The sequence below is a fragment of the Streptomyces sp. NPDC023541 genome, assembly GCF_055559995.1.
In genome coordinates this window covers 347,990-367,113 of sequence record NZ_JBVHJO010000001.1, presented here as the reverse complement: position 1 = coordinate 367,113, position 19,124 = coordinate 347,990, and the positions used below count along the sequence as shown (strand labels likewise).

Annotated in this window: 14 protein-coding genes and 1 pseudogene; 8 read left to right on the top strand and 7 right to left on the bottom strand. The window is 74.3% G+C overall.

Annotated features, from left to right (window positions below):
- Window positions 1-47: 47 nt before the first annotated feature.
- The gene (locus ACZ3X1_RS01735; protein WP_467276284.1) at window positions 48-233 is read right to left on the bottom strand and encodes a DUF6629 family protein; all 186 of its coding nucleotides are present in this window, start codon (window positions 231-233) and stop codon (window positions 48-50) included.
- Window positions 230-1,756, bottom strand: coding sequence for an MFS transporter (locus tag ACZ3X1_RS01730; RefSeq protein WP_467275588.1), 1,527 nt, complete (start codon window positions 1,754-1,756; stop codon window positions 230-232). The genes ACZ3X1_RS01735 and ACZ3X1_RS01730 overlap by 4 nt, the downstream gene beginning before the upstream one ends.
- A 179-nt stretch (window positions 1,757-1,935) precedes the next feature.
- Here ACZ3X1_RS01730 and ACZ3X1_RS01725 point away from each other — a divergent pair, with 179 nt between their 5' ends.
- The 4 genes from ACZ3X1_RS01725 (at window position 1,936) to ACZ3X1_RS01710 (ending at window position 9,408) form a co-directional block, all read left to right on the top strand.
- Window positions 1,936-5,544 (top strand): S8 family serine peptidase, encoded by a 3,609-nt coding sequence (locus tag ACZ3X1_RS01725; RefSeq protein WP_467275586.1) that lies wholly within the window; start codon window positions 1,936-1,938, stop codon window positions 5,542-5,544.
- 147 nt (window positions 5,545-5,691) lie between these two features.
- Window positions 5,692-6,594, top strand: coding sequence for a hypothetical protein (locus tag ACZ3X1_RS01720; RefSeq protein WP_467275584.1), 903 nt, complete (start codon window positions 5,692-5,694; stop codon window positions 6,592-6,594).
- 136 nt (window positions 6,595-6,730) lie between these two features.
- Window positions 6,731-8,356, top strand: coding sequence for a cytochrome P450 (locus ACZ3X1_RS01715; protein ID WP_467275582.1), 1,626 nt, complete (start codon window positions 6,731-6,733; stop codon window positions 8,354-8,356).
- 89 nt (window positions 8,357-8,445) lie between these two features.
- A complete protein-coding gene (locus tag ACZ3X1_RS01710) occupies window positions 8,446-9,408 on the top strand; it encodes a hypothetical protein (protein ID WP_467275581.1) in 963 nt (320 codons plus the stop codon).
- Window positions 9,409-9,424: 16 nt separating this feature from the next.
- Here the strand turns inward: ACZ3X1_RS01710 and ACZ3X1_RS01705 are convergent.
- Window positions 9,425-10,144 (bottom strand): annotated as a pseudogene (locus ACZ3X1_RS01705) (GntT/GntP/DsdX family permease); the annotation flags it as partial.
- Between the two features lie 9 nt (window positions 10,145-10,153).
- Window positions 10,154-10,675 (bottom strand): gluconokinase, encoded by a 522-nt coding sequence (locus ACZ3X1_RS01700; RefSeq protein ID WP_356816028.1) that lies wholly within the window; start codon window positions 10,673-10,675, stop codon window positions 10,154-10,156.
- Window positions 10,676-10,803: 128 nt separating this feature from the next.
- Between ACZ3X1_RS01700 and ACZ3X1_RS01695 the strand changes: the two genes are divergently transcribed.
- Both ACZ3X1_RS01695 and ACZ3X1_RS01690 read left to right on the top strand, forming a co-directional pair.
- Window positions 10,804-11,526: a FadR/GntR family transcriptional regulator gene (locus ACZ3X1_RS01695; RefSeq protein WP_467275579.1), complete on the top strand. Its 723-nt coding sequence runs from the start codon at window positions 10,804-10,806 to the stop codon at window positions 11,524-11,526.
- A gap of 172 nt (window positions 11,527-11,698) precedes the next feature.
- Complete coding sequence (locus tag ACZ3X1_RS01690; RefSeq protein WP_356816027.1) at window positions 11,699-12,046, top strand: hypothetical protein; 348 nt, start codon at window positions 11,699-11,701, stop codon at window positions 12,044-12,046.
- 81 nt (window positions 12,047-12,127) lie between these two features.
- Here ACZ3X1_RS01690 and ACZ3X1_RS01685 read toward each other — a convergent pair whose 3' ends face one another.
- On the bottom strand, window positions 12,128-12,514 hold the full coding sequence (locus tag ACZ3X1_RS01685; RefSeq protein WP_356815947.1) for a VOC family protein: 387 nt from the start codon (window positions 12,512-12,514) through the stop codon (window positions 12,128-12,130).
- A 7-nt stretch (window positions 12,515-12,521) separates the two neighbouring features.
- Window positions 12,522-14,435 (bottom strand): ABC transporter ATP-binding protein, encoded by a 1,914-nt coding sequence (locus tag ACZ3X1_RS01680; protein WP_362631616.1) that lies wholly within the window; start codon window positions 14,433-14,435, stop codon window positions 12,522-12,524.
- Between the two features lie 169 nt (window positions 14,436-14,604).
- Here ACZ3X1_RS01680 and ACZ3X1_RS01675 point away from each other — a divergent pair, with 169 nt between their 5' ends.
- On the top strand, window positions 14,605-16,659 hold the full coding sequence (locus tag ACZ3X1_RS01675; RefSeq protein WP_467275575.1) for an AMP-binding protein: 2,055 nt from the start codon (window positions 14,605-14,607) through the stop codon (window positions 16,657-16,659).
- Between the two features lie 14 nt (window positions 16,660-16,673).
- On the opposite strand, the gene ACZ3X1_RS01670 is transcribed toward ACZ3X1_RS01675, so the two are convergent.
- Complete coding sequence (locus ACZ3X1_RS01670) at window positions 16,674-18,521, bottom strand: GNAT family N-acetyltransferase (RefSeq protein ID WP_467275574.1); 1,848 nt, start codon at window positions 18,519-18,521, stop codon at window positions 16,674-16,676.
- 93 nt (window positions 18,522-18,614) lie between these two features.
- On the opposite strand from ACZ3X1_RS01670, the gene ACZ3X1_RS01665 reads away from it, so the two are divergent.
- Window positions 18,615-19,037 carry a DUF350 domain-containing protein gene (locus ACZ3X1_RS01665; RefSeq protein ID WP_356815906.1) on the top strand — a complete coding sequence of 141 codons (423 nt, stop codon included), beginning with the start codon at window positions 18,615-18,617 and terminating at the stop codon, window positions 19,035-19,037.
- Window positions 19,038-19,124 lie beyond the last annotated feature (87 nt).

The window sequence follows — 19,124 nt, the reverse complement described above, 5'->3', positions numbered from 1 at the left end:
TGGGTGCGTGTGAAGTCACTACATACGTCTAGGTAACTTTCGGTCGATCAGCGGCCCGCGGCGGCCGGTTCCCGGCCCCGCCGTCGCGGTGCCGACCGCCACTGGTGCCCACAGGCGCCACCGGCAGGCGGCAGGCCGCGGGTCCGTCGTACGCGCGCCGCGCGCACGAGTCCGACGGCGGCGACGGCCGTGCCCGCCACCAGATCGGCGGTCGCGCTCCAGCACTGGTTCAGCCCGGCGTCGTACGGTCACCCTGCTCGCGGGGTTCGAGCGGCGGGGCCGACACCGCGCAGTACGTGCGGCACTGCGGGTGGCACGCCTTGGACACGGGGCTCCGTACGGTCGCCCAGGCCACGGCGGCACCGGCCAGGAACGACCCGGTGCACCAGAGCATGGCCCGCCCGAACGCGGCGTCGAACTGGGTCGCCGAGCGGTACGACTCGGGTCCCATCCCGGACAGCAGCGGCAGCGCCGCCACCGCGAGCAGCCCGGCGACGCGCGCCGCCGCGTTGTTGATGCCGCTGGCCAGTCCCGCCCGGCCGGGGTCCACCGAGGCCAGCACGGTGGACGTCAGCGGGGCGACCAGGGCCACCAGGCCCATGCCAATCACGACCATCGCGGGCAGCACGTCCTGTACGTAGGAGGCCGAGGGCCCCACCCGCAGCATCAGCAGCGTCCCCACCGCGCACAGCACCGGCCCCACCGTGAGCGGGACGCGTGGTCCGATCCGCTCCCCCAGCTCACCCGAGCGCGCCGACAGCAGGAGCATCAGAAGGGTCGTCGGCAGCATCGCGGCCCCGGCGGCCAGCGCCGAGTAGCCGGACACCACCTGGAGCTGGAGCACGACGAGGAAGAAGAACCCTCCGATGGCCGCGTACACGCACAGGGTGACGAGGTTGACCGCGGTGAACAGCCGGGACGCGAAGATGTCCGGAGGCACCATCGGGTCGGTCCGCCGCCGCTCCGTGTACACGAAGGCGGCGCCCAGCAGGACCCCGAGCACCGCCGCGACGGTCACCGCCGCCGATCCGGACCGGGCCTCGATCAGCGCGTAGGTGACCAGCCCCAGAGCGCCCGCGCCGAGTGCCGCGCCGGCCACGTCGAACCGCCCGTGCGCCTGCGGGTCCCGGGATTCCGGTACGTGCCGCAGGGCGACCGGCACGCACACCGCGGCCAGCGGAACGTTCAGCAGGAAGACCCACCGCCAGCCGGGCCCGTCCACCAGCCAGCCGCCGAGGAACGGCCCCACCGCGGCACCCACCCCGCCGAACCCCGACCACAGGCCGATCGCACGCCCTCTGTCCTCGGCGCGGATCGACGCCTGGATCAGGGCCAGGGAGCCGGGCGCCAGCAGCGCCCCGCCGATGCCCTGCAGGGCCCGGGCGGCGATCAGCACCCCGGCGTTCGGCGCGATGCCGCACAGAAGCGAGCCGACGGCGAACCACACCACACCGAGCGTGAAGATCCGGCGCCGGCCGAAGCGGTCACTCAGTGAGCCGCCGACCAGGATCAGCCCGGCCAGGGTGAGCAGATAGGCGTTCACCGTCCACTGGAGCACCGCCAGATCGGCGTCGAGGTCCTCCCCGATGCGCGGCAGCGCCACGTTCACCACGGTCCCGTCCAGCATGGCCATGGTCGAGCCGAGCACCGTGGTGAGCAGGATCCACCGGCCGCGCGCCGAGGCGAGCGGGACGGCGGGCTCGGGCGGGGTGCCGGGCTCGGGCGGGGTGTCAGGCGGCTCGGGGGGCACGGTCATGCCTTCAGGCTGGCGCGCCCGGCGCGGAAGGGCCACCGGGGCGCCGCGCCGGTCCGTGCGGCCGAGGACGGCTCATAAGGCCCTCTTGTAATGAGCATGACGCCTACTTCAGCATGACCCGCGCACGTCACGCGCACCCTTCCCGCACATCCCGCACACGGCGTACGAGGAGACAACACGTGGCCCAACGCGACAAGCGGTCCTCACGAGCCCTACGGCCCACAAGGCCGGGCCGGCCCGCACGGTCCTTACGCACGGCGCTCGCCGCCCTCACCTCGGTCCTGCTGCTCCCGGTCGGCGCGGGCGTCGCCGCGGCGGCACCGGATCCCGGCCCCGGCGCGCCGAGCGCGGCCGAGCGCAAGATCGAACCCAAGCTCCGCGCCCAGCTCGACGGCTCGGCCAAGGCCGTCTTCTGGGTCTACCTCGACAGCGCCGCCGACCTCACCGCCGCGGGGAAGCAGCAGACCCGCGCCGCCAAGGCCGAAACCGTGCTGAGGACGAAGAAGGACCACGCCGCGCGCAGCCAGGCCGACGTCATCAAGGCCCTGGAAGGCGCCGGGGCCGAGTACACCTCGTACTGGATCGTGAACGCCGTGCGCGTCGTCGGCGGCGAGAAGCTCGCCGGAACCCTCGCCCAGCGCCCGGAGGTGGCCCGGATCGACGCCGACGACAAGGTCGACCTCCCCAAGCCCACCGAGGGCAAGCGCGAGAAGGCCGTCGCCGACGCCGTCGAGTGGAACATCGACCGGATCAAGGCCCCGCAGGTGTGGGACCAGATCGGGGTCCGCGGCGAGGGCGTCGTCGTCGCCAACATCGACAGCGGCGTCGACTTCACGCACCCGGCCGTGGCCGACCGGTACCGGGGCAAGAACGCGGACGGCAGCTACTCCCACGCCTACAACTGGTTCGATCCGGCGGGCGTGTGCGCGGGCGCCGCACCGTGCGACAACAACGACCACGGCACCCACACCATGGGCACGATGGTCGGCGACGACGGCGGCGCCAACAAGATCGGCGTCGCCCCCGGCGCCCGGTGGATCGCCGCCAAGGGCTGCGAGTCCAACTCCTGCTCCGAGGCCTCCCTGCTCGCCTCCGGCCAGTGGATCGTCGCCCCGACCGACCTGAACGGGCAGAACCCGCGCCCCGACCTGGCCCCGCACATCGTCAACAACTCCTGGGGCGGCACGGGCGGCGACGCCTGGTACCAGCAGATCGTCGACACCTGGCGGGCCGCCGGCATCTTCCCGGCGTTCTCCAACGGCAACGCCGGACCCGGCTGCTCCACCAGCGGCTCACCGGGTGACTACGCCAGCTCCTACAGCTCCGGCGCCTTCGACATCAACAACGCGATCGCGTCCTTCTCCTCGCGCGGCGCCGGCCCCGGCGGCATCGTCAAGCCGAACATCTCCGCTCCGGGCGTGAACGTCCGCTCCTCCGTCCCCGGCGGCGCGTACGAGGCCTTCTCCGGCACCTCCATGGCCTCGCCGCACACCGCGGCCGCCGTGGCCCTGCTGTGGTCCGCCGCCCCGTCCCTCGAAGGCGACATCGCGCAGACCGAGTCCCTCCTGGACGGCACCGCCCTGGACACCGACAGCAGCCAGTGCGGTGGCAACGCCGCCGACAACAACGTCTTCGGCGAAGGCCGGCTCGACGTCCTCGCCGCCGTCAACGCCGCCCCGCGCGGCGCGATCGGCGCCCTCGGCGGCACCGTCCGCTCCGGCGGCCAGCCGCTCGCGGGCGTGAAGGTCACCGCCGACGGCCCGATCGACCGTACGACCACCACGGCGGCCGACGGCAGCTACACCTTCCCGGCCCTCTCGGTGGGCGAGTACACCCTGACCGCCGCCAAGTTCGGCTACGGGCAGCAGACAGCGACCGCCACCGTGACCGAGAACGCCACCGCCACCGGCGACTTCACCCTCACCCAGGCGGCCTCCGGCAAGGTCACCGGCACCGTCGCCTCGGCCTCCGGGCCGGCCGCGGGGGCCGCCGTCACCATCGCCGACACCCCGGTCACCGCGACCGCCGACGCACAGGGCCGCTTCGAGGCCACCCTGCCACACGGCACCTACCGGGTGAACGCCACCCACGCCTCCCGCTGCCTCGGCGCCGGCACGGCGGAGGTCACCGTCGGCGGTGACACCACCGTCACCGTGAACCTGCCCGAGCGCACCGACGGCTACGGCTACGCCTGCGCCACCGCAGGCGACCGGCCGTACCCGGCGGGCAGCCGGCAGCTCGCGCTCACCGGCGACAACACCACCGAACGGGTCGACCTGCCCTTCCCGCTGCCGCTGTACGGCAAGACGTACGCCCAGGCCTGGATCGGCACGAACGGCACGGTCAGCTTCGGAGGAAACCACACCGGCGACATCAACGGGGACCTCCCGAGCACGGCCACGCCCAACGCCTCCCTCTACCCCTTCTGGGACGACCTGGTCGTCGGCGCGGCGGGCAGCGGCTCCGGCGTCTTCACCGCGGTCACCGGCACCGCCCCGCACCGCAGCTACGTGATCGAGTGGCGCGAGGTGGCCCACTGGTCGGCGCAGGCCGAGAAGTTCTCCTTCTCCGCGGCGATCGGCGAGGACGGCACCGTCACCTACTCCTACAAGGGCACCGGCGGCACCGGCATCAAGGGCGGCTCCACGGCCACGGTCGGCGTGGAGAACGCCACCGGAACCGACGCCTTCAAGTACTCCTTCAACACCCCGGTCATCACCGACGGCCTGTCCATCGCCTTCCGCACCACCAAGAGCGGCGTGGTGGCCGGCCGGGTGCTCGACGCCAACGACGGCAACGGCGTCGCCGGGGCCACGGTGACCGTCGGCACCGGCGACACCGCGGTGTCGGCGACCACGGCGGTGGACGGCGGGTACGTCGTCCAGAGCCCCTCCGGCTCGCGGACCGTCTCCCTCGCGGCGGCGCAGTACGAGCCCGCCACGGCCGCGGTGGAGGTCAAGGCCGCCGACGTCACGACGGTGACGCGGTCCCTGCGCACCGGCAAGGTGACGGCGTCGCAGCCGGCTCTGGAGGTCGTGCTCCCGGCCGGCCAGCAACGGACCCGGACCCTGGACCTCACCAACCCGGGCCTCGGCACGGCGTTCACGGTGTCCGAGGACGCGGCCTGGTTGACGGCCACACCCGCCGGCGGCGACCTGCCGACGGGCGGGAAGGCCCCGGTCACCCTCTCGGTCGACACGACCGGACTGGCTCCCGGCACGGTCCTCACCGCCGACCTGAAGATTGCTTCCACGAGCGGCCGCACCCCGGTGCTCACCGTCCCGGTCAAGGTCGTCGTCCCGCGCTACCAGGTCGGCCTGGACGCGGGCTCCGGCTACGGCTCCACCGACGCACTCGGCGACGCCTGGTCCCCGGACCGCAAGTACACGGCGGGCTCCTACGGGTACCAGGGCAACGGCACCGTCCAGTCCACCGGCCGCACCATCGCCGGCACGGACGAGCAGCGGCTCTTCCGCAGCGCCCGTGAGGGCATGTACGAGTACCGCTTCGACAACGTGCCGAACGGCACCTACACGGTGGAACTCGGCTTCGCGGAGCTCTCCTCCACCAAGCCGAACAAGCGGGTCTTCGACGTCCTCGCCGAGGGCACGCAGGTCCTGCCCTCCCTCGACATCGCGCTGGAGGCGGGCACCTACAAGGCCCTGACCCGCACGTACACGGTCACGGTCACGGACGGGGTGCTCAACGTCCGCTTCGTGACGCACTCCGGATTCGGCGAACCCCTGCTGAACACCCTCCGGGTGACCGACCGCCCCGACAAGAGCTGACGCGGTGAGGGGGCGGGGTGCCGACCGGCCCCGCCCCCTCCTTCCGGTCCGGGGTCCCGGGCCTTTCCGGCCCATTCGGGTGGCGGGACCGGCCGATTCGCACGACCTGCCACGGGCCGGTGGCCCGGGTCGTTAGCGTGAGCGACCATGACGCTCCTGAGCGACCAGGCAGACGCCGTCCGAGCCCTCGTGGAGTCCGCCGATCCCGGAGCGGTGTGGGCCGTCGGCGGACCCGACGGCCCACAGGCGTGTTCGGACGGCGCGGACGAGGTCTTCGACGTCGGCGGCCTCACCGCCGTCCTCGCCCTGTGGCCGGCGGTCGGGACCCTCGTCGACGAGGGCGCGCTGCGGCTGCACACCCCGCTGGCCGCGTACGGCGACGAGGCCGCGTCGGGCACCCCCGCCGGGACGACCGCCCACCACCTCCTCACCCGCCCCGGTGGCACGGCCGCTCTCACCCGCCTCGTCGAACACCTCGCCGGCAGCACCCTCGCCGAGGTCGCGGCCGCACGTGTCTGGAACCCGCTGGGCATGACCCGCACCCGCCTCGCCGACGGCACCCTCCGCGCGCCCCTCGCCGACCTCGCCCTCTTCCTGAGGCACCTCCTTCGTCCGAGTGCCCCGAGTGCCCCGAGTGCCCCGACTGCCCCAAGTGCCCCGACTGCCCCAAGGGCCGGGGGCGCCGCGGGTGCCGCCAGTGCCGTGGGTGCCGCGGGTGCCGCGAGTGCCGCGAACGAGACGAACGACCCGGACCACGCGTCCGGCCCGCAGCCCCTCACCCGCGCCTGGACGGCCGAGTCCCTCCGCATCCGCACGGGCGAACTCACCCCCGCCCGCGGGCTCCTCTGGCACCCCGCCCCGCACGGCGTCTGGACCCACCACGCCCCGACCGACCCGGGCCCCGCCGTCTGGATCTCCCCCCGCCACCACCGGTGGGCGGTCCTCCTCCCGGCCGCCGTCGGCCCGCTGCGCACCACCTTCCGCGAGGCGGTCTTCGCCCCGCACGGACCGGCCCGGCGCAGCACGCCGAACGGGGTCCCCCTGGCGTAGGCCGTGTCGTGTCGATCGCCGCCGGATCGACGACGAGACACGGCCTGGCCCTCGGGGCGCGCGCTCAGCGGACGGGACGTACGGTGATGCCGATGTCACCGACCGTTGTCGTCGTTCCCGCCGCGGAGGTACACGGATGCGTACGGTCCAAGGGGCCGCCCTCGACGGGCTCAAGGCCCGGGTACGGGCCCTCGCGGAACGGACCGGGCTCCCGGTGCGGTCCACGCGGGGCCAGGCCGGTTCGCACGCCGGACCGGCCGCCCGGCCGCGCCCCACGGAGCGGGCCGGCCGGTCACTGCGGGGCGGGGCGCCGCTCGCGGACCCCGCTCCGGCCGTGCCGCCGTTCGGCGCGCAGGACCCCGGCCGGCGGACGGTGAAGGAACCGCTCCGGCGGACGGCCGTCGCCGCGCCGACCGGCCCCGCCGCGGCCCTCGCGCCCGCCGGGACCCCCGCCGCCGCGGCCACCGTGTTCGCCTCCCTCGGCGCCCTGCTCACCGCCGCCGGCCGGCCGCGATCCCGCCGCCGGCCGGGCGAGGTCCGCGCCTCCGCCGCCACGCTCCGCGCCCTGCGCGCACGCCACGGGGACGCGCCCGCGCTCGTACGCACCCGGTCCGGCCAGACGGTCCTCGTCCTCCTCGACCCGCTGGACCTGCGCCGCTTCTACGCCGAACCCCTCAGCGTCCTCGCGGCCGACCCGCCCCAGAAGTGCCGGGGCCTGAGTACGCACGAGCCCGGCGGGAACGGCGACGCCCCCGGCTGCGCCCGCGGTGAACAGCGCCCGGAACGGCGGCGGATGAGCGCCGACGTGCTGGCCGCGGGCCTGCCCGTCCACCCCGCCGCCGGCCCGATCCTCACGGTCGTCGCCGAGGAGGCCCGGCACCTGACCGCCGCAGGCACCCTCGAACTCGCCCGCGCCCGGCACGCCGTGAACCGGGCCGCCCGGCGGATCGTCCTGGGCGACCCGGCCGCCGAGGACGACGAACTCGCCGGATGGCTCACCCAGCTGCGCGCCGAGGACGGGCGCCCGCGCGGCAGCCGGACACGCGCCGCACGGTCGGTGCACGACAAGGCCCGCGCACGCATCGGGGGGTACGTCCGGCACGCTGGCGACGACACCCTCGCCGGCCGCGCCGTCCGCCACGCCGGCCCCGTGGACACCACCGATCCCGACGGCGCCGTCGACCCCGCCGACGAGGCCCGGCTGTGGCTCCTGGCGATGGACGCCGTGCCCGACACACTGCTGCGCACGCTGCTCCTGCTGGGCGCGCACCCCTGCGAACAGGACGCGGCCGCCGCCGAAGCGTCCGCCGAGGTCGCCGCCGGTCCGGCCCGGGGCGAACTGCCCAGGCTGCGGGCCTGCGTCCGCGAGTCGCTGCGCCTGTACCCGGTGGTGCCGGACCTGATCCGCGTCACCCGCGGCGAGACCGAATGGCGGGGAGTGCGCCACCCGGCCGGCACCGCCGTGCTCCTGCCCGCCGCGTTCCACCAGCGCGACCCCGAACGGGTCCCGGCCGCCCATGTCTTCGTACCGGGCCGGTGGAAGAACCCCGGCGCCGACCGGGACATCCGGATGGCACCCTTCAGCCACGGCGGCGGCCGCTGCCCCGGCGATCAGCTCGGGCTCATGATCACGGCCGCCTTCTGCGCCGAGGTGCTGCGCGGACACCGGATCACGGGCGCCCGGCCGGTCCTGGACCCGGTCGGACCGCTGCCCATGACGCTCGACCCGCACGGAGTCCGGCTCACCCTCACCCGCCGCTGACCGGGTCGTGGCGCCGGCGCCGCCACACCCGGACCACGTGCCCTGCCGTCCACGCCCTCAGATCCCTGCCGAACCCCCACGAGGAACCCATGTCCGACGCCGCGACCTCCGCGTCCACCGCCCCGGACGTCGACAAGCTCGATGCCCCGTGCCGCGCCCTTGCCGAGGCCGCCGACGCGGTCGGCGAGGCCGCCCGCTACGCCTCCGGCCTCGCCTTCGGTACCCGCCTGCCCGCGGCGGCGCTGGCCAGGGGAGGCCGCAGCAGGCGCGGTTGGCGCACCCTGCTGCGTACCCTCACCGACCCGGCGGGCCTCGGCTGGGCCGCGCGCGGCCGGGGCGCGGCCCGCGCCGGCCGCCTCGCGGGGGTCCTGGCCGGCCGGGAGAGCTTTGCCATCAGCATCGCCGTCTGCGGACTCAAGGCCAGGATCCGGGCCGCGAGCGCCGACCGCCCCGAACTCCTGGAGGACGCCGGCACCGCGGCGGTCCTGCGGGCCGTCGAAGCCGGCCGCCAGGCCGAGGCCGTCCGCCTGTTCCGCGCCATCATGCGCGAGAGGGGCGCCGAGCACGCCTTCTCCCTGCTGGCGCCTTCGTTCGCCGACATCCTCGCCTGGCACGCCCTGACCGACGCGAACCCCTTCAACGACCACGCCGGCTGGCAGGTCGCCACCGGCCGGGCCGAGACGGCCCGGCCGCTCCTCGGACTCGGCGCCGCCCTGTGGGCCTTCTGCGACCGCGGCTCCGGTCTGCCCGTACGGCCCCCGGCGGAGCCGGTCCCCGAACACGGGCCCGTCCGGCGCCGCGTCGCGGACCGGCCGCCCCGCACCCCCCGGCCGCTCAGGCCGGCAGCGCGGCCCCCGGGCGGGAGCCTGCGCGACCACGCCGCCGCGCTGCGCGCGCACGCGGTCCGGCTGCGCGGGGCCGCGGCCTGGTCACCGGGATGGAAGGGCGGGGAGACCGAAGCCCTGCGCGCCGAGGTCGAGAACCTCGCGGCCCGCTGCGCGACGGCCGCGGGCGGTCTCGCCCTCGCCTCCGCCCAACTGCGGGATCCGTGACGGCCGGCGAGTGAGGACGCGCTCTGGTGAAGCCGGCCGCCCGGCCGAGGGCGAACATGCCCGTGAGCACCGCCGTGAGCAGCGCGATCAGCGGGGCCCCGGGCAGCAACACGGTGGACGCGGTCGCCCCGGACCGCGGGCGGTGCTCCGCGCCGTCCGTCGGGCGTGCTCGGACGATCGTGTCCTCCGGCACCGTGCCGTCCAACCACCGGGCCGCGTACCGGGAGAACAGCGGCCCGGTGATGATCACGGTCGGGATCGCGACGACCACACCGAGCGCGAGGGACGCCCAGGTGCGCGTGGAGCGCTCGATCGCGACGAGGGGCGCGGGGTGCGGCGGTATCAGCCCGTGCATCACGGACGGGCCGGCCGGCGCCGGGATGCCGATGCGCATCAGGGAGTAGTTCCCCCGCTCGGCCCCGAGCGGCACCACCGGGAACAGCAGGCGATGAGCACCATCGCCCGGGGCATGGCCCGGCCCCTGGCCCGTGCAAGGACGTTGTCCACGATCGACCGTGGCGCCGAGTCCGGCGGTGAAGCTCGCGACGGTCTTGGCCAGGGGCGCGCCCGCGAAGACGCCGAGGGCCGGCGAGCCGACCGCCAGGGCCGGGAAGGCGTGCAGTTTCAGGCGGGTGATGAGCAGGACGACGAGTGCGAGGGCGGTGAGGACGGCGATCTTGAGCCGGGTGTTGCCGGCCGAGGTGATCGGCGCGGTGCCGGACCACCGGATCACGATGACGTTCCCTCAGTTCTCGGCGGCGCAGAGCCGGCGCAGCGCGGCCAGGGCCCGTTCGGTGACTTCCTCCGGAGAACCGGACACGTCGACCGCGACGCCGAACTCGTCGTCCTGGAGCGGCTCCAGCGTGGCGAACTGCGATGCCAGCAGGGTGGTGGGCATGAAGTGGCCCTTGCGCGCCGCCATCCGCTCCCCGATCAGAGTGCGTTCGCCGGTGAGGTGCACGAAGGCGGCCCGGGGGGCCGCGGCACGCAGCCGGTCGCGGTAGGCGCGCTTGAGCGAGGACGCGGCGATCACCCCGCCGCACGTCCCGGCGCGGTTGCGGATCCACTCGCCCACGGCGTCCAGCCAGGGCCACCGGTCCGCGTCGTCCAGGGGGTGGCCGGCCGCCATCTTGGCGACGTTGGCCGCCGGGTGGAAGGCGTCGCCCTCCGCGTAGGGAAGGCCGAGCCGTTCCGCGAGCAGCCGGCCCACGGTCGTCTTGCCCGTGCCGGCCACGCCCATCACCACAATGACGCGCTGCGTGCTCACGTCCACCTCGCCGTCCTCGTCGACATCGGTTCGTGCTGCACCACTGAAGCGCATTAAATAGTACGTATTCAAGCCTCGCGTCGAAAACGTCATATCTTCTGCCGGGGGCGTCCCCGTACGCTTGCGCCATGACCACCGAAGGCGCCGAAAGCGGTTCAGGGCCGGGCCTGCACTCCCATGTGCTGGACACCTTCGGCCTCGCGATCGCCGCGGGCGAGTACCCGCCCGGCAGCGTCCTGCGCACGGACGAGATCGCCGAACGCTTCGACGCCTCCCGCACCGTGGTGCGCGAGGTCGTCCGGGTCCTGGAGTCGATGCACCTGGTCGAGTCCCGCCGCCGGGTCGGCGTCACCGTGCGCCCGGCCGACGCGTGGAACGTCTACGACCCACGGGTGATCCGCTGGCGGCTCGCCGGCCCCGACCGGCCCCGGCAGCTGCGCTCCCTCACCGTGCTGCGCTCCGCCATCGAACCGGTGGCGGCCGGGCTCGCCGCGACCCTGGCCACACCGCAGCACTGCGCCGACCTCACTGCGGCGGCCCTCGGCATGGTCCGCACCTCGCGCGGCCACCAGCTCGAGGACTACCTGCGGTACGACATCGCCTTCCACCGCGTCGTGCTGAACGCCTCCGGGAACGAGATGTTCGCCCGGCTCGGGGATGTCGTCGCGGAGGTCCTGACGGGGCGTACCGAACACGAGGTGATGTTCCACGACCCCGACCCCGCCGCCGTCACCCTGCACGTCCAGGTGGCCGAGGCGGTCCGCGAGGGCGACGCCGCCCGGGCCGAGGCACTGACCCGGCGGATCGCGGTGGGCGCGCTGGAGGAACTGGACGTCCTGCTCGCCCCGTAGGCGGCTGCGTCAGCCGCAGCCGGCCCGCCGCGCCGGCGACGCCGGGCAGGTTCCGGAACCACAGCGGCCTGCAGCACCGGGGCCCGTGGGGGCTTGGGGGATAATGTCCGCGAACGGCACAAGCAGTGGAGACGCCGGGTCACATGGTGGTCCGGCAGGAGAGGGAGCCCCGATGGACGTGCAGCACTTCGAGCGGATCACCGCATTCATCGAGGCGCGGCTCACCCCGCTGTTCGACGCGGGGACGGGGAGCGATCGAGGCTTCTCGATGGACGACACCTCGCGCGCCCTGCGCGCGCTGCGCAACTCCGTGTTGGAGGCCTCGGCCATCAAGGGCCTCATCGAGAAGCGGGAAGCCGCCGAGCCCGCCATGCGCCGCGTGATCGACCAGTCCGTCGAGCACAACTGGGACGTGCTGCGCGGTATCGCCCGCCAGTGGGAGGACCACGCCGACTTCCGCCACGAGTTCAAGCACCACGCCTGGGAGCTCGACCACCACCACGCCGCCGCGGAGGCCTGATCGCGCCGGACGCCGTCGCACGGTGCTCCCCGCACCGTGCGACGCGGCGTCCCGCCCGGCGCCGGCCGCGGTCGGCGGACATCACGCCCCGGATTCCGCCGACTTGCGCGGGGTGGTCTGCTGGACCGCCCAGCCGTTCCCGTCCGGGTCCGAGAAGTAGACGAACGAGCCCCACGGGAGGTCCTGGATCTCCGTCACCTCGACCCCCCGGCCGCGCAGGTCCTCGTAGGCCTCCTCGATGTCGGTGACGACGACCTGCATGTTGTCGAGGGCTCCCGGGGTCATCCGGGTGAGGCCCCTGCCGATCGCGATCGAGCAGGCCGACCCCGGCGGGGTCAGCTGGACGAAGCGGATGTCCTCGCTGACGGTGACGTCGTGGTCGGCGTTGAAGCCGATCTTCTCGTAGAAGGCCTTGGCCCGGTCCACATCGGTAACGGGGACGGCGACGAGTTCCAGTTTGATGTCCATCACAGCATCATGCGCCCCGGACCGGTGCCGCGCCGCCGGATTCCATGCCGGCGGGCGTGTCCGCCGCGGCGAACTGCGTACGGTACAGCTCCTCGTACCGGCCGCCCGCGGCCAGCAGCTCGGTGTGCGTGCCCCGTTCCACGATCCGGCCGTCCTCGACCACGAGGATCAGGTCGGCCGCCTGCACGGTCGACAGACGGTGCGCGATGACCACGGCGGTCCGGCCCGCCAGGGCCTCGCCCAGGGCCTCCTGCACCGCCGCCTCCGACGTGGAGTCCAGGTGTGCGGTCGCCTCGTCGAGGACCACGACCCGCTGCCGTGCCAGTAGCAGCCGGGCGATCGTCAGCCGCTGCCGCTCCCCGCCCGACAGCCGGTAACCGCGCTCCCCGACCACCGTGTCCAGCCCGTCCGGCAGGGAGGCGACGAGGCCGTCCAGCCGGGACCTGCGCAGGGCCTCCCAGATGTCCTCCTCGGTGGCGTCCGGGCGGGCCAGCAGCAGGTTGGCCCGTACCGACTCGTGGAAGAGGTGTCCGTCCTGGGTGACCATGCCGAGCGTCTCACGGATCGAATCGGCCGTCAGGTCCCGTACGTCGACCCCGCCGAGCCGGACCGTCCCCGCGTCCGCGTCGTACAGCCGCGGCAGCAGCTGCGCGATGGTGGACTTGCCGGCGCCGGACGAGCCCACCAGGGCCACCATCTGGCCGGGCTCGGCACGGAAGGACACCTCGTGCAGGACCTGCGTACCGCCCCGGGCGTCGAGGACGGCGACCTCCTCCAGCGACGCGAGGGAGACCTTGTCGGCGGCCGGGTAGCCGAAGGACACCCGGTCGAACTCGACGGCCACGGGCCCCTCCGGCACCGGGCGGGCTTCCGGCTTCTGCGTGATGAGGGGCTTCAGGTCGAGGATCTCGAAGACCCGCTCGAAGCTCACCATCGCGCTCATCACCTCGACGCGGGCCCCGGCGAGAGCGGTCAGCGGGGCGTACAGCCGGGTCAGGAGCAGGGCGAGCGCGACGACGGAACCGGCGTCCAGGGTCCCGCGCAGGGCGTAGTACCCGCCGAGTCCGTAGACGAGCGCGAGGGCCAGGGCCGAGACCAGGGTGAGGGCCGTGATGAACGCCGACTGGGCCATCGCCGTACGGATCCCGATGTCCCGTACCCGCGCCGCCCGGACCGCGAACTCCGCGGACTCGTCGGCGGGCCGGCCGAACAGCTTGACCAGCGTCGCGCCGGGCGCCGAGAACCGCTCGGTCATCTGCGTGCCCATCGCGGCGTTCAGCGCGGAGGCCTCCCGCTGCATCGCCGCCATCCGCGCCCCCATCCGGCGGGCCGGCAGCACGAACACGGGCAGCAGCACCAGTGCCAGCAGGGTGATCTGCCAGGAGATGCTCAGCATCACGGCGAGGGTCAGCAGGAGGGTCACGGTGTTGGCGACCACGCCCGACAGGGTGTTGCTGAACGCCCGCTGGGCGCCGATGACGTCGTTGTTGAGGCGGCTGACGAGGGCGCCGGTCCGGGTCCGGGTGAAGAAGGCGACCGGCATCCGCTGCACGTGGTCGAAGACCGCCGTCCGCAGATCCAGGATCAGCCCCTCGCCGAGGGTGGCGGAGAGCCGGCGGGCCAGCAGCCCGAGCCCGGCCTCCGCGACCGCGATCAGCGCGATGAGCAGGGCGAGCCGCGTCACCGTGGCGCCGTCCCGGCCGTCCACGACGGCGGTGACGACCCGGCTGGCGAGCACCGGGGTGGCCACCGCCAGCAGGGCGGTCACCACGCTCAGCAGGAGGAAGAGAACGAGCCCGCGGCGGTGCGGGCGGGCGAACGCGGCCACGCGGCGCAGACCGGCCCGGGAGAGGGGGCGACGGTCCTGCTGGGCGTTGATCGCGCTGTGCAGCGAGGTCCAAGCGGTGACTTCCATGTCCATGACCCGAACGCTAGGACCTCAACCAAAGTAGAGGTCAAGGGTTCGGCTCCGGACCCCCCGACCGGGGGACCGCCGGGGGTACAGGAGGAGCCGCCTCCGGCAACTTCGGTGGACAGCAGGCGATTTCGAAGGCTCCTCCGTTGTCGGTACCCGGTGGCATCATCGGTTCATGACGCAGGGATCCGAGTCCGTCCGCTTCACCAAGGGCACCACCGACACCGTCCTGCACCACTTCGAACGCTGGGCGCGCGACACGCCCGAGGCCCCCGCCCTCATCGCCGGCTCGAAGAACCGGCTCCCGTACGGGGTGCTCGACGCCCGCGCCAACCGGCTGGCGCACCACCTGCTCGCCTGCGGCCTGCCGCCCGGCGGTCTCGTCGCCATCGGCACCAGCCGGCCCGCCGAACTCGTCGTCGGCATCCTCGCCGTCCTGAAGGCCGGCGGGGTCTATGCCGTCGTCGACGCCGAAACGCCCCGCACCGGCCGCCGACAACTCGCCGCCCTCCAGCCCTCGGCGCCCTTCGCGCTGCTCACCCACACGCCCCACCGGGCCGCCCTCGACACCGCCAGGGGCCTGCGCGCGATCCGGACCGACGAGGCCGCCACCGAGATCGCCTCCCGACCCGCCTACGCACCGGACCTCGCGGAGACGGCCGGCGGAGCCGCAGCGCCGGCCGGCGCGGCCGTCCTGTTCACGGCGAGCGCCGAACCGCGCCCCGTACCCGTCGGCCACGCCCTGCTGCTCGCCGCCCACTCGGGCTGGAGCGAGCTGGCCCGGCCGACCCCGCAGGACCGGCACCTCATCACCGCGCGGCCGGACGTCACCGCCTTCGCCGCCGGCTGGACCCGGGCCCTGTGCACGGGCGGTGGCCTCGTCCTGCCCCCGGGTCCCTCCTGGCCGTCCGGGAACCCGCAGCAGGTCCGCACGGCGGTCGACGTCCAGAAGGTCACCGTCCTGCACACGGATCCGGCCGGCATCGCCGCGCTGGTGGTCGACGGCCCCAGACCCACCGCCGCGGACCGCAGGACCGGCCCCCGGCCGCTGCGCTCGCTCCGGCTGGCCACCGTCAGCGGTGACCGCCTCCACCTCGACGAACTGGACGCCCTGCACATGCGGTTGCGCCCCGGCGTAAGGGTCCTCAACGTCTACGGGCTCACCGAGACGGCCGGAGTGGGTACCTGCTTCGAACTTCCGCAGCTGCAGGCCCCCGTCGGCGAACCGGAACGCCTCTCACTGCTGGGCACCCCCTTCGCGGGATGCCAGGTCCACCTGCGGGGCGGGGAGATACGCCTCACCCCGCCCGGCGGCGGTGACGCGATACCCACCGGCGACCTCGGCGTCCTGCGTCCCGACGGCCTGCTGGAGTTCGCCGGCCGGATCCGCGACCGGATCCCCCTCCACGGAGGCTCCTTCGACCCCCATGCCGTCGAGGCGGCGATCCGCACCCACCCGGGCATCGGCGCGGCCATCGTCGCCGGCGTCGACAAGGACGGGGAGCGGCGGCTCGTCGCCTACGTGACCCCGCCGCCCGGCGACCCGGCCTGGGACGCCTCAGCGCCGCTGCCCGACATCCACGGGCTGCGCAACCACCTCTCGGGCGTCGTCCTCAAGGAGGTGTCCCCGACCGTCCTCATCCGGCTCCGGGCACTGCCGCGCAACCGGGCCGGCCAGGAGGACCGCTCGGCCCTGCCGCTGCCCACCCAGCCCGTCTCCGAACGGCCCGCCGTCCACGGGAGCAAGTACGGCCGGGCATCCGCCGCCGTCGCAGATTCCGACGGCGGCCGTCTCGTCGGCGCAGGGTGCCTGACGCTCGTCGTCGCCTTCCTCACCCTGCTGTTCACCCCCGTCGTGTGGCCCGGCTCCACCGACCTCACCGCGGTGCCCTACCCGTGGGCGGCGCTGTTCTTCCTCCTCTACGTGGCGGAGAGCCTGGCCTTCGGCGCGGGCCTCGCCTTCCTGTTCACCGGGTACCGCCTGATCGAACGCCGCGAACGCGGCAGGCCCCCGGGCCGCATCCGGGCCGTCCACCTCGCGGCGAGCTACCTGCTGCTGGCCTGGTGGCCCCAGGACAACGCCTACCGGCTGGCGGCCAAACAGGACTGGCCCCTCCAGGCCCTCCTCGTCTACGCCTTCAACATCCCCCTGATGATCGCCGGCCTCGTCCTGGCCGTCCACGTGGCCCGCAAGCCGGACTCGCCCTTCGACTTCGAAGACAAGGACTGACCTCCACCGGGCCGTCAGAGCCGTCCCCCGGCCCGCCGAGCGGGACCCGGGGGCCGGTCGGCCGGCTCGAAGAGGTCGAACATCGCGCCGACGGCCGCCGCCTCGGAGCGGACCAGCGCCTCCGCCGCGTCCAGCGTCTCCAGGCTGCGCGCGGCCACCAGCACACCCAGCCAGGGCGCCGGATCGAAGGCGCCCGTCGGGATCGCGGGGACGAACACCGCCCCCAGTTCCGCGCACCCGCGGGCCAGGTCCGCGCACAGTTCGTCCAGCTGCGCCTCGGGCAGCCGGGCTCCGAGCTCCACCCGGTCGGCGATCCGTACGAGGTGCCCCGCGCCCCTCAGCGCGTCGAGCCGGGCCGCCACCATGAAGGCGATCGACGGCCCGGTCAGCCGCAGGTTCGTCTCGGTCGGCGCGAGCCGCCCCTCGGCATCCACCACGAAGTCCACGTCGAACCAGCCCCGGTAGCCGGACGCCGCCAGCTCCCGCCCCACCGCCGCACCGAAGGCGAGCAGCGGCTTGCAAGCCCACTCCGGCACGGCGCCCGGGCCCACCGTGGCTCCGCGATAGGCACCCGCCGTCACGTCCATCAGCGCAGCGCCGACCTCGTGGACCCGGCCGGCCGGGTCCACGAAACCGTCGTACGTCAGGTCGCGGGCCGCGCCCGGATCCGCCGGCCCTTCGACGAACTCCTCCACCAGCAGCGGTCCGCGCGGCAGCCGCCGCAGTACGGCGCGGGCGCCGCCCGCGGCCCGGACCTGCCCGGCGCTGACCACGGTCGTGCCCGAACCCCCGACACCGTGCTCCGATTTCAAGACGGTGCTCTCGCCGGCCCGCGCCCGTGTGGCCAGCAGCCGGGCCGCCGCCCACCGGCCGGCGGCCCGTACCTGTGCGGGGAGCACGATCCCGGGATGCCCGCCCTCCGCCAGGATCCGCTCGAACAGGTCGTGCGCCGCGGCCTTCGACTCGTAGCGCAGCTCCCCGGACCGCCACGGCCGCCCCGCGAGCAGCCCGAACGGCCGGGTGAGCCCCCACGGTACGAGCGGCTCCCCGGCCCCGGCCAGCCGCGCGGCCAGCGCCGGCCGGGCCCGTACCGCCTCGACGAGGCCGGACCCGCCATCCACCAGGCCGTCGTACACCTCGACCCCGGTCCAGCCGAGCTGCCGGCAGACGAGCTCGGTCCAGCCGGCGGGCACCGCCCGGGGCAGCACGAGAGCGGACGGGTAGGGGCTGTAGAAGGCGGCCAGGCAGGAGTAGTGGTGCGCGGCCGACTGCCCGAAATCCAGGGAGGAGTCGCCGAACTGCGCGTTGAACTCGGCGACGTTGCCGACGTGCACGGCCCGCCCGCCACCGGTCCAGGCCCGTGCCCAGCCGGCGAGCGGGGCCGGGGCCGCCTCGAACCGCACCAGGGTCCCGGCCTGCGCCATGGGCCCCTTCGCCGCGGTCGGCGTGGTCATTGCGGTCGGCGTGGTCGCCGCGACCGCGCCCATCGCCCGGTAGAAGCCGGCCGCATGCGGATCCGAGTCGATGACCAGCCGGCGCACCCCCTGCTCCACGGCCCGGCGCAGCACGTCCCGGTACAGGATCCGCCCCACGCCCTGCCCGATGGCGGAGGGCTCCACGAAGAGCAGCCCGAGCGTCGCCAGCGGGGCGCCCCCCTCCAGGGAGGCGAGCCCGAGGACCGCCCCCTCCGGGTCCTCGGCCACCACGATCCGGCGTGCCGTCACCTCGTCCGGCCGGATCCGCAGTTCCGGAGCGCACGCGGCCAGGAAGCCGGCGTCGTATCCCCAGTGCGCCTTGGACCGCATCACCAGCCCGGTCAGGGCCTCCGCCTCGGCCGCCCGCGCGGCCCTGACCTTTACCATTCGCTGACCTCCCCATGGTCTGCCGGAAGGCCGTGCGATAGATTCGGCCTCCCCACGACACATATTTTCCCATCACCGGAGACAGGCTTCTCAATGAGCGACATCATCAACGGACTTGGCCGCACCAGTGCCTACGGCGCCCTGGGCCTGGTCCTGCTGATCCTCGGCATCGTCCTCGTGGACGTGCTGACGCCCGGGAAGCTCCCGAAGCAGATCTGGGAGGAGCGCAACCGCAACGCGGCCCTCTTCCTCAGCTCCGCGCTCCTCGGGATCGGCGGCATCGTCTTCACCTCGATCTGGACCACTTACGACGACTTCGGCAAGGGCCTGGCGTCGACGGCGGCCTTCGGCCTCCTCGGCCTGGTCCTGATGGCGGTGGCCTTCCTGGTGCTCGACGTGGTGACCCCCGGCAAGCTCGGTGCCATCGTCGTCGACCCGGAGCCCCACCCGGCGGTCTGGGTCTCCGCCGCCTGCAACCTCGCCGTCGCCGCGATCGTCGCCGCATCGATCGCCTGACGCGGGAGCACCCGTACGCGTGGACAGCGCCGCTCCGTCAGGGGAGCGGCGCTCTCCGCGTACCCGGCCCGGTCCCATGGGTCGTGT